The organism is Nitrosomonas communis, from assembly GCF_001007935.1.
Lineage (GTDB): Bacteria > Pseudomonadota > Gammaproteobacteria > Burkholderiales > Nitrosomonadaceae > Nitrosomonas > Nitrosomonas communis.
Map to the genome: position 1 here is coordinate 3,721,200 of NZ_CP011451.1, position 15,412 is coordinate 3,736,611.

A 15,412-nucleotide genomic window follows, 5' to 3' on the forward strand; every position below is an offset into this window, starting at 1 on the left:
CCAGGCAGTGTTTCGCTAGCGTTCAATTTCTGATCCTTTATGTAAATGATGGGCGCGCTGATAAGCCAGCGCTGCGAGGGCAAGATCCCCCAAAGCCAGACCGCGAAATACAAAAGCAGTTTTCTCATCGTCAGAGCAGCGTCCAGTCATGTCATCATTAATCAGCCCTGCCAGATCACCACTCACTAGCTCGGGATCAACCAAAGGTGTAGGCATTTGCGCTTCCTGCTCGATATCATCAATAATAATGCGATCAAACGCGGGCATACTGTCTGTTAACCACGAAGCAGCCAAGTCTACCACTGCCGCAAATGCGCCTGGCTTCAGCCAGCGTGCGTCCAGAAAAGGTATAAGCTCGGGTGAGAGCGTGACAGTCGAGATTATCAGATCAGCATCTCTCACCGCTTCCCTTGCACTCTTGCTGGTGATCGCCAATAGACCCAGCTTTTCTGCTGCCTGACATAAGGCTTCCCGATTTGTGCTTCCACGACCGAATACCCGAATTTCCCTTAAAGGAAACAAATCAGCAAAGGCCTGTAAATGGCTGCGTGCCTGAGTACCGTAACCGATAAATGCAGCGGTGGAAGCATCCATCCTTGCCAGCCGCTTGGCTGCCACTGCACTTAGCCCTGCTGTACGCACAGCCGTAATCCAGTTGCCATCCATGACAGCCAGCGGCAGACCTGTATCACTATCGAGCAGAATAACCAGTGAGTTAATGTCTGGCAGACCCCGCTGCCGATTACGTGGATTGAGAATAAGTGCCTTCACAGCCAGAAAAGGGGGATCATCAGCCGCAGATAGCGTCGCCATCATATATCTTCCATCCGGTAGTGTAATAACAGCTTTCGGTGCATTCCAGACCTTGGATTGTTTGCGCCCCAGCAAAAGGTGTTCAATACTTTCGATGACATCTTTGGTCGTGAGCGCCAGGCTCTCAAGCGTTTTGTGAGACAGATACCATAAGCTATCAGGATGTTCCATTCCCATTACCCATTTTCATTACCTGGAAACTTACCATAACTGGGCTACGGCAGGTACAAGCATATAAGCAATCTGAGGAAAAGGCCTTATCAGCTATGACTCAGCGCCCATCGCACGATATCTGCCATTCCCATCGCGCCCGACTGACGCGCCACCTCGCGGCCGTGGTGAAACAGTATCAGCGTCGGAATACTGCGGATACCAAACTGGGCGCCCAGCATTTGCTCAGCCTCAGTATTGACCTTGGCCAGGCGCACGTTGGGCTCAAGCTGGGTTGCAGCCTGAGTAAACTGAGGCGCCATCATTTTGCAGGGACCACACCACGGCGCCCAGAAATCGATCAATAACGGAATATCATTATGGTTAACATGCTGTTGAAAGTTGGATCCAGTCAATGCCACCGGATGACCATCAAATAGTGGCTGATGACATTTACCGCAATTCGGCGCTTCGCTCAGTCGCACAGAAGGAATGCGATTGATGGCATCGCACTGTGGACAAACAATATGCATAGATTCGTTCATTATATTTTCCTAATCAAAGATGAGAGTTCTCCCTCTTATTCCATTTCTAGATCAAAGCTGACTTTGCCGGCTTCATCTTGTCGTATTATTGATACTGTCTGCGGTTCGCCTTCGCGTCATGTTTGATCTGGAAATGGAATTAGCCAGATCACGCTCAGATCAGCACCCATACATCATCTGGTCAACTGCTAAGGTAAGCAACTATGGCTTCAGTTTGTAGAACTGTAGCGCATCCTCGAACATGCTATCAAGTGTCTTCTGATGTAAGTAAGGCATGTGTCCACCATGATAGACTTTGAGCTGGATGTTATGATTCATCATCGGTTCCAGCGCCAGTTGCTTGATTATCATCTCGGTGGCATAGTATGGGGTAACCAGATCGAACACGCCATGCATAATCTGCGTGCGCATAGCAGGATTCAGGCTCATGGCCTTCTTCAGATCTGAAAGGGCTTCAGCAAAGCCTTGCTGTCCGCGAATTCCGGATCGCCAATTCCAAGATTGATATACCTCTTCATTTAACAGCAGAAAGGGTATATCAGTTTTAAAATTGAGGCGATCGCGGACATAATGGTTAAAAGCTGCCGTCAGAGGCGCATTGAGCCGCTGGAGATAGAAATCACTGCCAGTAATCAGAGATTTTGCTGGCTCCGGATCAACCAAGGTAATTGATCCATCATATAAACTCAGCACACGGCGCTGCTCGGCGAGCAGCGCCTTGGCAAAACGCGCGGGAGGCACACGTCCCATCTCACGTAACAGGATATCCTTATCCAAGCCGATCAATTTACTGATTTGCTTGAGCCAATCCTGTTCGAACGAACCTGTGGCCAGTCCGCCAAGATAGTCGGTCAAGGCAGCACGCTCCACTTCCGCTAGCGAAGAACGGGGATCACCCGCCCGGTAGGGTATCTTGTTACTACGCTCATGGACTGCCGCAACCGCTGCGTAACTCGGCAATAAGGACACCCATGGCCACAGGCTGCGCTCATTCCCCCAGATAAAACTAAAGTCCAGTACTGGCGAAATCAGGATCAAACCAGTTGGTGCAATACTAAACTGGGATTGCAGCCGTCTAGAGAGACGTGCAACTCGGAATCCACCATAACTCTCACCAATTAAATAAACGGGTGACAGCCAGCGATTTTCCTTAGTCAGATAGGCACGAATAAAACGAGATAGCGAAACCGTATCTTCCTCAATTCCCCAAGCTTTCGCTCGCGGATAGGTATGGCCGGAAGATTCCGATTTCCACTTATCTTCACCTTCTCTCTTGCTGCTTTTGTCATACCGCAATTCTCGGCTATAACCCGTGCCTACAGGATCAACAAAAACCAGATCAGTAAAAGCCAGCCAGCTTTTCGGGTTGTCCACGATCTGAGCCGGCATCGGAGGTACTGTACCATCTGCATTGAACATGACGCGCTGTGGTCCGAGCGCACCAAGGTGGAGATACGCGGAAGCGGCACCAGGGCCGCCATTAAATACAAAGGTAAGCGGTCGGGAACGCCCCCCCTGTTGCTCCATCGTGTAGGCAATATAGAAAATCTGACCCATAGGTTTTGATGGTTTATCATAAACCGTAATCGATGCAGCAGTCGCTTTATAGTTGAATTTTGCATCCCCTGCCTGAAAGGTATGCGAGGTAATCGAACGATTGGATGGATCAAGCGCTTCCGACTCACTGACAGGTTTTGCTTGTACCTGAGCCTTCTCTGGTACATCTGTCCCAATCGCAACTTGCGGCAAACAAAGCCAGATGGTAACGAGTATTCCTATTATGCGCGGATCCTGAACAAACTTTTTTCTCACCTGCATTTCCTTCCTCAAGCGCTAAATTGACGGCCACCTGCATGTCTTAATTGATTACCAACTCAACACGACAAAACGCTGCGTATCGCCTTCGCGGATAAGCAACAGTAGGCGTTTGTCACTATGGCTTTCCTTGATCGCTCGCTGGAACTCAGCGGTATTTTTCACTGCTTTGCGATTTACCTGCAGGATAATCGTGCCTGGCTTGATTCCCGACATGGCCGCTACAGAGCCGGGCCGAACTTCTGTGACAATTACGCCTTCGCCGGCTGTGGCACCAAATTGCTCTGCCAGTTGCGGCGTCAATGTCTGCACTGTCAGACCAATATCTTCGGCACGCTGCGACGTTTGTTCGGTAGGCTGTTTCTCCTTGGTGAGTTTACCGATCTCAACTTCTACGTTTTTTTTCTTGCCATTCCGTAGAATAGTTAGCTCTACGGTAGTGCCAGGGGCAAGGAATGCCACCTGGTTACGAAAACTTCCTACATCTTTAACCAGCTCGCCCTGGAAGCGTTCAATGATATCGCCCTGCAGTAGACCTGCTTTCTCTGCGGGAGAATGCTTACTGACTTGCGCAACAAGAATTCCTTGCGATGCCTCAATTCCAAACGATTCCGCCAGGTCAGATGTTAGTTGCTGAATGACGATACCCAAATAACCACGCGTAACTTCGCCATGTTCAATGAGTTGAGTAGTAATTGCCTTGGCGAGATTACTCGGGATAGCAAAACCTACGCCCATGTATCCTCCACTGCGACTAAAAATGGCCGTATTGATGCCTACTACCTCACCATCTAAATTGACTAAAGGACCACCTGAGTTACCTGGATTGATAGCTGCATCAGTCTGAATGAAATCTTCGTAATCATTGATGCCAAGACTGGTTCTCCCTTTAGCGCTGACTACGCCTACGGTCAATGTATGGCTAAGACCGAAGGGATTACCAATCGCCACCACCCACTCACCGACCTCAAGCTTAGAAGAATCAGCCAGAGTAAGCGCAGGATAGCCGCGCGCATTAATCTCGATCACCGCAATATCAGATTGTGGATCACGGCCGGTGACCTCGGCCACGAATTGGCGACCATCTTGAAATTCAACTCTGATTTTGTCGGCATTTTCTACCACGTGGTTGTTCGTCAGAATATAAGTTTTGTCAGATAACAGGGATCGGGTTTCAAAAACGAAGCCCGATCCCTGCTCCATAATGCGGCGTTCTTCTTGTGGCTGGTCAGAATACGGGCTGCTTGGGATGCCTGGGAGTTTACCACCAAAAAAGCGTTTAAAAAAATCATCACTAAACGGCCACTCATCATCAAATTGTGGAAAAAATGGCGTAGCCTCTCTTGATGCTTTACCCTCTACCTGAATGAACACGACAGAAGGTGAAATGGCGCGCGCTACGGAAGCAAATGCTTTGCTAGTCTGCCGCAAATTTGCAATAGCATCTTCTTTCGCTTCACTAGGTAGAGCTATCAGCCATGCCACACCCAATAACGAAACAATTAAGTTTTTTTTCATAATACTAGAACCTCCTCTTAGATGGATGAGTGATCTATATAAATGAAACAACCATAAATACCTTAATCCCTTTCCAAATCAAAAATGACGCGAAGGCGAGCCGCAGACAATATCAATCATACGGCAAGGTGAAGCCGACAAGGTCATTTTTGATTTGGAAATGGAATTATTCATGAGAATCCGCTCCCACTATAAGATGTAATGGTTTGTAACTCGATTCCAGTCAGCACTCGCACCGAAATACTTGGTTAATTCGAAATCAGGCGTCAAATCTTCTAAGGTTTAGGAGGATTCGAGTGTAATGCGTAGAAATTTTAAATTCCTGATCATTTGCTGCTTGAGCCGCTGGCGACCGATGCTGCGCTTCAAATTGTTGTCTTGAACTTGAGCAGTGGAAGCTCTATGTGTATAAAACAAGATAGAGCCATTACCGTACGGCATACAACCCAAGATCATATGACTGGAGTTATATGAATGACCGACAAAGAATTGTCTGGTAATAATGACGGAGGCAGCATCAGTCGTTAACACCCTACGATGATTAAGAATTGCCGTAGGTCGATTTTGCACTTGCCGATTGAGCCAAAAAAATCGTTCTTCAGTATCGGCTGGCAATTGAGTCGGATAATTTAACCAGATCTTTTGTAAAGCTGGAGAAAAGTATGTCAGCAATTTACTGTTAGCCGCTGCTATGCGTAATTCGTCAGTAAGATTGATATTTGCTCGTTTGCGTGTGTAAGCTGCGACTCCAGCCAGGCCCTGCTTACTGTAAGCGTGCCAGCGCTGCCATAAAATCTGCCGGTAATGCTGCGATACACTTGCAACCAGGGCCGTTTCGTCAGCATCAGTTAATTTTTCCCTAAGAGAAACAAAGCCATCCATTTCCTCGGCAGACAAATTGAATTGATCACCCGCGGTCACTGCGAGCAAATTGCGGGCTTCATTGCTCTGTTCACGCATAAAAATCAACCCCTGGAAAGCGTTTATACCGGATTGTGGGTATATTTCGCCCAGTGCTGAGGCATCTTGATTGACTGTCGCCACATCTTCACGATTGAAAAAAGCTGCCAGCTTTGCTGGAGGAAATGGAAAATACATACTCAGACCCATCATCAATTTTTTTGAGTGGTTGCTTCCCCTGTCTCAAACGGGACGATTTTACCGCGCTCAAGATCAGCTACTTTATCCGGCTCAAGCTTAAGCATGGTAAAAATAGTATCTGCTGTGGGTATGAATTCCGCAATCTTCGTAGCAGACAATAGCGGCATTTATCCAAGTAGAAACCACAAGAATAGAGCACGTATTGGATAACTAATGGCAGACTTACTCATTCATTATCCCTATATATTCAGTTGAGAATTCGCGATTTTAAATGCTCGCCACATCTTTGCGCATTCCAGATCATTCACATCGAGTTGTTATCTATCAACAATTTGTCTGCCGATTTGCTGTTTAATCAGCTACTTATTATTGCACCGATAGACAAAGCTTTAACTATCCAACTAGATTAATAGCTAAAGTTAGCGCACGAGTGCCACACCTAAAATGGGAACTTCAAACACCAAAATAGAAGCAGCAATCAAAATAATTTCGCACTTGATTACATTATGATACTAAGAAATAACATTCAGACAGGCAATAATGCATTTGTATACAATTTTATTCCTCAGCATCTACTTCTATTTCTACATCAAAACTGATTTTGTCAGCTTCACCTTGCCGTATGATGGATGCTGTCTGCGGCTCGCCTTCATGTCATTTTTGATTTGGAAAGAGAATAAAATCTCTTGGAAGGTAACAAATATATAATTTAAGTGTCGCCATCTGCATCAATGATTTGGTAAGAAAAAGATTTAACTATCGGCCTAGGAAGTCGTGTTGGAGGACAATGAATTAAAGAAAAAAAAGTCGATTAACACATGAACATGAGCAATCATAACTTGACTCATGCATTAATCAATGATTCTTGGAATTAGTTAAAAAGTTAGATGTAATGATTTAAGGGCACCTCTAAAAATTCATATTTGCGAGCATCCGCTTCGCGGATTGCCTGCTTACCCCGTCTCGTCACAATACTTCGTTGTTCACAAAAAATGTTTCCTTACCTATCAGTTATATACTGCGTCAACATTTTTTGTTGTTCGCCTTGTCTTGTCTAGAACTCTTAATTTTTAGAGGCGCCCTTAAGATTCTTCTGTCAATCAGCAACGGCCTTTTTTTGCTTGACCAGGAGGGCAGTGATAACCACGGTCATAGTCATAATGATTATATTGATGGCGAACACCACTAGGTGGCGCATTATAATACTGCCCCCCTGGGGGAGCGGCATAATATTGATTTCTACGTGACGCATGACGATGATCATCATCTGTAGTAATCGCTGATCCTACCCCTGCACCCACAGCGCCACCGATAATCGCACCATTGCGGCCACCGATCTCATTACCCAGTGCTGCCCCAGCCGCTCCACCTAGCGCCCCACCGATGGCTGCATCAAGTGTGGAGTTATCTGCACTCGCTTCCACCGCTGCCAAGGCAAGTGCCAAGAGAAAGTATTTCAATTTCATAGAATAAACGTCCTGTTTAAATTAAATTGATCTATATATTAAATAGCGTTGCTTGTCATCAAAACTTTAGAGAATATAACCTGATATCTCATCAAAGCATATTTCAATGCATATGGTATATGTTATTTGCGAATTATTAATGAATAAAATAACTGTTTATTCTGATCTATTATCATTTTAATGATAATTGAATTGCAAGAATACCCGTCCTAAGCTGAACTGGTGATGAATGGGCGCTATGAGTATAATCATATAACAGATGACGTAGGCTTATCTGTCCGATTATGTATGCCCACTGAAAATTAGAATGAAGCACCAAATAAAAACCCTGATAATCATCGTAATGTGGTAGCAACGATTATCATTAACAAAATGATTGCATGGTTTAACGAGCCGACTCTATTAAATAAAGCCTCAACCTCTTTGAAAAAACTTATTTCAGATATCTAAGCAAATAAAATCTATCCTCCAACTATCATATCAAAGCTGTTTGACGATGTGCTTAACGGCAGCGTCTTCCTCGCTAGTACTGACTTTGAATCCCAGTTTGCGTACTAACTCCAGCATAAATTGATTGGTTGCCAATACTTCTCCTTCCATGGTTTTAATTTCCTTGGCACGAGCCGCATCGAACAGGCAATTCATGAGTTTATTGCCAATACCTCTTCTCTGCCATTCATCTGCTACCACAAGCGCGAATTCACAGGAATAGCCATCAGCACTGGCCACATAGCGACATACACCTAGCTCCTTTTCCTGATTATCCTGTTTGAGCACGGCAATCAATGCCATTTCTCGGTGATAATCAATTTGCGTAAAGTGCAGAAGTGTATTTTGTGAGAGCTCCTTCAACGCATCCATAAAACGAGAATATTTTGATTCATCCGATAAGCCTCGTACAAATTCCTGCTCGATTTGTGCATCCTCCGAGCAAATCGGACGTATCATCAGGTCGGTACCATCTGGTAACTGCCAGTACGTAATCAGGTGAGTGGGATAAGGGTGGATCGCCATGTGCGCATAGCGGTCGACAGAAGGGGGCAGATAATCCACGACCATACGCGCATCCACCGCGCAGGCACCGCTTTCATCGACAATTAAAGGATTGATATCCATTTCCTTGATCCAGGGAAGTTCACATACCATTTCTGAAACGTGCAAAAGTATGCTTTCAAGCTCCTCCATATTGATGGGTGGCATATTACGGAAGGCCGAAAGAAGTTTGGAAATACGAGTGCGTCGAATCATATTTTTAGCCAAAAAATTGTTAAGTGGTGGAAGCGCAACCGCGCGGTCACCCATCGCTTCAACGAGTACTCCTCCTGCTCCGAAAGTAATAACAGGGCCAAATACCGGATCAGTGATGACCCCGATCATCAATTCCCGACCATTGGATTTGATCACCATCGGCTCAACGACGATACCGTCAATCCTAGCATTGGGATTTTTCTTTTGCACCGACTGGATAATGTCGTGATAGGCTGACCGGACTGCCTGTGCATTACCGAGGTTGAGACGTATTCCACCTGAGTCTGACTTATGCGAAATATCAGGGGAATTGATTTTCATAGCGACAGGCAGGCCTAGTTCTTCAGCAATTAATAAAGCTTCGTGAGGGGTACGTGCTACCATGGATTTGGCAATAGGAATATGAAATGCTGTCAAAATCGCTTTGGATTCCATTTCATTCAGGACTTTACGGTGATCTGCCAATACACTTTCAATCAATAAGCGGGCACCTTCTTTATCCGGTATACTGCGTTGAGATATTGGGCATGGTGTCTGCATGAGCAGCTTTTGATTCTGATAATAAGTAGAAATGAAGGAAAATACTTCAACGGCGGGTTCTGGTGTACGGAAAGTGGATATCTTTGCCTGGTTGAAGAGCTGTCTGCTTTCAGCCACTTGTTCCTCTCCCATCCAGCATGCGATAAGCGGCTTGTCAAACTTACCAGCGATTTCAATAACCGCTTGCGCCACCTCCAGTGGTTGAGTCATCGCTTGCGGTGTTAGTATTACTAGCACACCATCCACACCCTCATCCTGCATACAATATGTGACAGCATGACGATAACGTTCTGCAGTTGCGTCACCGATGATATCGAGCGGATTACTATGCGACCAGGTAGCTGGTAACACTGCATTTAATTGGGTTAATGTATTTTCAGACAGTGTAGCAATAGTCACCCCCAACTCAACAGCCCGGTCAGTCGCCATGACACCGGGCCCACCCCCATTCGTTACAATCGCTAACCGATTGCCGCGCGGGCAGATATGAGTCGAGAGGGCTTTGGCTGCAGAAAATAATTGCACGATCGTATCAACGCGTACAACACCTGCGCGTTGCAAGGCAGCATCGAATACATCATCCGCTCCAACCAGTGCACCCGTATGGGAAAATACCGCTTTAGTGCCGGCTTCATGGCGACCTGCTTTGACGATGAAGATAGGCTTGACTCTAGCCGCCGCACGCAGCGCGCTGATAAAGCTGCGAGCGTGCTGAATACCCTCGATATAGAGTAGAATACTTTGAGTATGTGGGTCAATTGCGAGGTAATCGAGTATCTCACCAAAATCCATCCCTGCTGCAGCACCCAAGGATATAATACTGGAGAAACCAACATCATTGGGTCGCGCCCAGTCCATAATTGCAGTGCAAAAAGCTCCAGATTGAGAAATTAACGCCAACCCACCAGCTTTTGCCCTTCCCTTACTGAAGGTGGCATTCAACCCTGTCTCCGGACAGAGAATGCCAAGACAGTTAGGGCCAATGAGCCGCATACCATAACGCCGTGCATTTTCTACTATAGCACGTTCCAGCGCAGCGCCTTGTGGCCCGGTTTCACTAAAACCTGCCGACAACACCAAGGCAAAACGCACACCGTGCTTACCACACATCTCAATAATATTAGGCACGGTTGCTGCGCGTGTGATGATGACAGCCAGATCAACTGTTCCCTCAATCTGCTCAATGCCGGCATAGGCATGCTGACCTTGGATTTCAGGGTGGTTCGGGTTGACTGCATAGAGCTTGCCCTGATAACCGCTTTCAAGCATGTTTTTAAACACGACTCCTCCAACGGAATCTATACGGTTACTCGCACCAATCACGGCTACCGATCGAGGGGAAAAAAGTGGACTGAGATAATGTATGTTCATTGAATGATCTCCCAAACCTTAACATTCCTGGCGGCAGTATAAAAGTTTCTTTTCGAATATCGGTCATACCAGACTGATCTCGCTCTTAAGCGCCTATTTTATTCTTATAGTAGCACCATTTCTTGTACACTATTCTGCATAGAATTTAGAGTAATTAAAAATATACGATTAATTTAAAGGGGGAATTCATGATCTTCTGGCGCGTAAAATCGCTAGATACCATTTTGGCTACAGCCGAAAAGAGAAGCCTTCACCGCTCGCTGGGAGTATGGCAACTGACACTCTTGGGCGTAGGCGCCATCATCGGAACCGGTATCTTCGTTTTGACTGCTGAAGCCGCACAGAAAGCAGGCCCCGGTATGATGATTGCCTTCATCATCGCTGGCTTTGTGTGTGCCGTGGCGGCACTTTGCTATTCTGAGCTTTCTTCAATGGTGCCTGTATCCGGCTCTGCTTATACCTACTCCTATGCGGTATTGGGTGAATTTGTAGCATGGATGGTAGGCTGGGCATTAATCCTTGAATATTCCGTCGCTGCTAGCGCAGTTGCTGTAGGCTGGTCCGGCTATTTTGTTGGACTATTAAATAATTCTCTTGGTATTGAAATTCCCTTTGCTCTGGCAAATGGCCCCTTTGCCGGCGGAATGATCAATTTGCCAGCAGTGGTCATTTGTTTGCTGATTGTGGGTCTGCTTGTCATCGGTACGCGCGAAAGTGCCGCGTTCAATGCCGCGCTGGTGGCGGTCAAAATTGTTGCCCTTACAGCTTTTATCGCGCTGGCACTGCCTGTCGCTGAGCTGGAAAATTTCCAGCCGTTCTTGCCGTTAGGTACCTCTGGAGTGGTCGCGGCAGCTGCTTCTATTTTTTTCGCCTATGTTGGTTTTGATGCCGTCTCGACTGCTGCAGAGGAAACGAAAGATCCGCAACGCAATATCCCCCTCGCTCTCATCGGCTCACTGGCGATCTGCACCTTATTCTATCTTCTGGTATCAGCCGGCGTGATCGGTGCAATTGGGGCACAGCCATTGACAGATGCTAGCGGTCGTGGTCTTATGCCTGGCTCATTAGCATTGGCCGAGCGATGCCAGTCACTTGCCGCTCTCGGACAGCAGCCCATTGTGTGCTCACGTGAAGCGCTCGCGCATGTACTGCGTGAAATCGGCTGGGAAAAAATCGGCAATCTGCTTGGCCTGGCCGCTTTTCTGGCATTGCCTTCGGTTATCCTGATGATGCTGTTTGGTCAGACGCGCATCTTTTTTGTGATGTCTCGTGATGGCCTGCTGCCGGAAGTACTGAGCCGCATCCATGCACGGTTCAAAACACCGCACATTGTCACCATGATCACCGGTATCGGAGTAACGTTTGCCGCTGCTTTCCTACCGGTTGGCAAACTCGCGGATATTTCCAATTCTGGCACATTGTTTGCTTTTCTGGTTGTGGCACTGGCCGTCATGATTTTGCGCATCAAAGATAAAGATCGTGACAGGCCTTTCAAGACACCAGCCGTTTGGGTGGTAGGACCTCTCGCAATTGTTGGCTGCATAACGCTCTTTCTCTTTCTGCCAGCTGATGCCAAACTGGTATTCCCGATCTGGACGGGAATCGGCTTGATTGTCTATTTTCTATATGGTTACCGGAAAAGCCATGTAGCATTACACATTAAAACATCCGCTGGTGGTGAAAACCTCATCGAACCGATTCGTCCGCTTGCGGATTACCGAGATGGCTTTAAGTCGCTTAAGCAAAAGGATTAACTACTTACTGCAAGCATAGGAAGCAATTGATGCAGACAGCCTATATTACCCATTCCGCGTGCCTTAAACATAGCATGGGATCTGATCATCCAGAGTCGCCAGCCAGACTGAGAGCGATTGAAGACCAATTGATTGCATCAGGTATTTTTCCGCTGTTGCAGCAACACCAGGCACCCTGTGTAACGCCTCAACAACTCGCGCGGGTACATTCGGAAAGCTATCTCAAATCCATTGAAACAGTTGCGCCACAACATGGATTGATCAGTCTGGATGCGGATACCTTTATGAACCCTTTTACGCTGGAAGCGGCATACCGCGCAGCCGGTGCCGTAGTGCTGGGCACAGACCTCGTGATGACCGGTAAGGTAGAAAATGCGTTTTGTAATATCCGCCCGCCCGGCCATCATGCTACCCATGATCGGGCCATGGGTTTCTGCTTTTTTAATAATGTCGCGGTCGGTGTTGCGCACGCCTTGACACAATATGAACTGAAGCGAGTCGCGATCGCAGATTTCGATGTCCATCACGGCAATGGCACCGAAGATATTTTCAAATATGACCCTCGCGTCATGCTTTGTTCTACTTTTCAGCACCCATTTTATCCGTTTTGTGGCGCGGATAGCAGCAGCGCTCACATCATCAACGTACCGCTTGCTGCAGGTACAAATCATCTGGTTTTTCGCACTGCCGTTACCCAGTATTGGTTACCAGCACTGGAAAGCTTCCAGCCAGAAATAATTTTTATTTCTGCAGGCTTCGATGCCCACCGAGAAGATGATATGGCTCATCTGAATCTGATCGAATCGGACTATTCCTGGGTCACTGAACAAATTAAAATGATCGCTGGCAAATATGCCCAGAAACGCATTGTCTCTGTGCTCGAAGGCGGCTATGCGCTGCATGCGCTCGGTAGAAGCGCTACCGCCCATATTAAGGTATTATGTGGATTGTAAGTTGGTTAAAAGCCGCATCCGGCACTTCAGCATAAGAATCTTCTCTTGGATTGTGCGATGCTAACTCTGCAGCCAAATCGCAAACACTCTTGCAACATCAACTTTTGAGTATCATCAGCTGAAAATTAGCCCAATAAATGACTCGAGCTAGTCGAATTTATCTCTGGTTGGCAAAGACTACCTGGCTGAACATGCCATTGAGCTCCAATAAGAAGTCATCCCTGAAAATTTCTTTCAAGGATGGCTAATTAAACCTGCATCCAAGCACCAAACTATCATTAAATTTTTTTACCAAGACTGTTTTACATTGAAATATTCTGGAATTCTCTGCACAGAAGTCGCGCAAAGCAGATTATTCATTGACAACTTATCATAAATTTAATCATTTAAGCTTGCTTCTAAAGTTGTATTTGGTGGTTCCAAGCGCCGTTCATCCCACAATGGCACACCAAATACATCGTGAATAAAGTAATAAGTAACCGGAACACCCAGTATCATTCCCCACAGGCCAAAGCTGTGGTAAGCAATCAGTAAAATGATTAATACCAGCACCGGATTGAGTTTGAAGTGTTTACCATAGATTAAAGGATTAAGTCCATAGGCCTCAATAATATGAATAACGGTAATCATCACTACAATTGCTAAGGCCAGAGTCAATCCACCCGTATTCAATGCAATCAGCACCATCGGTGTAGTAGAGATAAACACGCCCAGTACTGGAATAAAGCTGCACACGAACACAATCAAAGATAAAAGTGCAACGGAAGGAATCCCAAGTATGATCAGGCCTATCAGAGTTAAGAAAGTATTCACACATGCGATCATTGCCTGTGCCTGAATAGCTCGGCCAATTACATAGGCAAAGCGGACTACCGGCTGTGCAGTTTCCTGATAAAAATCACGCAAGCGTGAATCATGCAAACTTTTCATCAAATCTCCCAGGCGAACGCTATCAAACAGGATCAGGAAACTGAATAACAGAGCCAGCAGCATCGTACCGGTGGCTTGATAGAAATGATTGATAAGTTTAGGCACTTGCTCACGAGCTTTATCCATCTGTTTAGTCATCAAGGAATCAATGAGCAGTTCGGCTTCCTTATCGTAGTATTTTTTCAGCTTCTCCTGCATCTTTTCCGTCATGCTGCTATCTTCTTTATTTTCAGCGTCTTCCGGCTGCTCGACCTCAGAAAGATTGATGGTTCTCTTGAACAAATTAAGTTCTCTATCAATAACTTTTTGAGTATCTTCATTCAGTATGCTTCGGATATAACCGTGCAAAGAGCGTTCTATACCAGGATATTTACTGCCAATATCTTGTTTTAGTTCCAGCAGCTTCAACTGCAGTTCACTAAGGTTATTCATAAAACGACTGGCTTCACCGATCACACTGGGTGTGACATAGTGGAAAAAGCTTCCCAACCCTACCAGAAAAAAGATATATACCAACGCCAGAGAGAAGCGGTAAGACAGTTTCAATTTATTCTGGCCGAGGCGAATCAGAGGTGTAGCAATAAATGCAAGAACAAAGGTGATAAAAATCAGTCCAAAAAAGTCACGCAATAACCAAAGCAAACCGATCAGGATGAGCCAGATCAATATGCGGCGGTTAGCTTCATAAAAACTATCCAAGCTGAATGGCATTATTTAGATTATTTGAGTAGTTATTATTCGGGTAGATTTGATCAAAATTCATTTAATCAAAAAGTAATTTACAACATAAGGATGAATACTTTTTCTATGCAAGTATAAAGTATAATAACGCGGCAAGATATCTGTCGGTTATTGGTTGGTTATATGTTTTCGCATAAATAATGCTTTCAATCTCATCTTCGGGAATGTCGATTCTATCGAAAGCTTGACCGCATGTAGACTAAAGATTGCTAGTCTAGCAAACCGTGCTATTCATCCAATGCACAACCAGATAGAACGATCATCGTAAATTCTATCTGCCCAACCATCACATACCCTTTCTCTACTGTTCAGCAATATCACCTGTCCGATGGGACAATGAGTATAAACATTTAATTCTTATAGGCTAGCAGATCAATCAAATAAAGTTTAGGGCACTGATCTTTCTAGCTTTACTCAATATACCAACCAGGCTTAGTATTTTATGAATCTAATCTAGTTCGAGCCTT

The 15,412-nt window shown here is 45.8% G+C and carries 11 protein-coding genes; 2 read left to right on the forward strand and 9 right to left on the reverse strand.

Features of this window, described 5'->3' with window-relative positions; genetic code table 11:
• Window positions 1–15: 15 nt before the first annotated feature.
• The 8 genes from AAW31_RS16800 to AAW31_RS16830 all read right to left on the reverse strand — a co-directional run bounded on the left by AAW31_RS16800 (window position 16) and on the right by AAW31_RS16830 (window position 10,567).
• Window positions 16–984 (reverse strand): ornithine cyclodeaminase family protein, encoded by a 969-nt coding sequence (locus tag AAW31_RS16800; RefSeq protein ID WP_046851895.1) that lies wholly within the window; start codon window positions 982–984, stop codon window positions 16–18.
• A gap of 89 nt (window positions 985–1,073) precedes the next feature.
• A complete protein-coding gene (trxC, locus tag AAW31_RS16805) occupies window positions 1,074–1,508 on the reverse strand; it encodes a thioredoxin TrxC (protein ID WP_046851125.1) in 435 nt (144 codons plus the stop codon).
• Window positions 1,509–1,709: 201 nt separating this feature from the next.
• Window positions 1,710–3,320 carry a S10 family peptidase gene (locus AAW31_RS16810; RefSeq protein ID WP_158441577.1) on the reverse strand — a complete coding sequence of 537 codons (1,611 nt, stop codon included), beginning with the start codon at window positions 3,318–3,320 and terminating at the stop codon, window positions 1,710–1,712.
• 54 nt (window positions 3,321–3,374) lie between these two features.
• The gene (locus tag AAW31_RS16815; RefSeq protein ID WP_046851126.1) at window positions 3,375–4,841 is read right to left on the reverse strand and encodes a DegQ family serine endoprotease; all 1,467 of its coding nucleotides are present in this window, start codon (window positions 4,839–4,841) and stop codon (window positions 3,375–3,377) included.
• 282 nt (window positions 4,842–5,123) lie between these two features.
• Window positions 5,124–5,954 carry a hypothetical protein gene (locus AAW31_RS16820; RefSeq protein ID WP_046851127.1) on the reverse strand — a complete coding sequence of 277 codons (831 nt, stop codon included), beginning with the start codon at window positions 5,952–5,954 and terminating at the stop codon, window positions 5,124–5,126.
• A complete protein-coding gene (locus AAW31_RS21525) occupies window positions 5,954–6,100 on the reverse strand; it encodes a hypothetical protein (protein WP_158441579.1) in 147 nt (48 codons plus the stop codon). Before AAW31_RS21525 ends, AAW31_RS16820 begins: the two co-directional genes overlap by 1 nt.
• A gap of 942 nt (window positions 6,101–7,042) precedes the next feature.
• Window positions 7,043–7,408, reverse strand: coding sequence for a glycine zipper domain-containing protein (locus tag AAW31_RS16825; RefSeq protein ID WP_046851128.1), 366 nt, complete (start codon window positions 7,406–7,408; stop codon window positions 7,043–7,045).
• A gap of 480 nt (window positions 7,409–7,888) precedes the next feature.
• Window positions 7,889–10,567, reverse strand: a complete 2,679-nt coding sequence (locus AAW31_RS16830; protein WP_046851129.1) for a bifunctional acetate--CoA ligase family protein/GNAT family N-acetyltransferase — start codon at window positions 10,565–10,567, stop codon at window positions 7,889–7,891.
• 188 nt (window positions 10,568–10,755) lie between these two features.
• On the opposite strand from AAW31_RS16830, the gene AAW31_RS16835 reads away from it, so the two are divergent.
• Together AAW31_RS16835 and AAW31_RS16840 are read left to right on the forward strand one after the other, a co-directional pair.
• A complete protein-coding gene (locus AAW31_RS16835; RefSeq protein WP_046851130.1) occupies window positions 10,756–12,321 on the forward strand; it encodes an amino acid permease in 1,566 nt (521 codons plus the stop codon).
• Window positions 12,322–12,350: 29 nt separating this feature from the next.
• Entirely contained in the window at window positions 12,351–13,274 is a 924-nt protein-coding gene (locus AAW31_RS16840) for a histone deacetylase family protein (RefSeq protein WP_046851131.1), read from the forward strand.
• A gap of 378 nt (window positions 13,275–13,652) precedes the next feature.
• On the opposite strand, the gene AAW31_RS19255 is transcribed toward AAW31_RS16840, so the two are convergent.
• Window positions 13,653–14,915 (reverse strand): AI-2E family transporter, encoded by a 1,263-nt coding sequence (locus tag AAW31_RS19255; protein ID WP_052752324.1) that lies wholly within the window; start codon window positions 14,913–14,915, stop codon window positions 13,653–13,655.
• Between the last annotated feature and the right edge of the window lie 497 nt (window positions 14,916–15,412).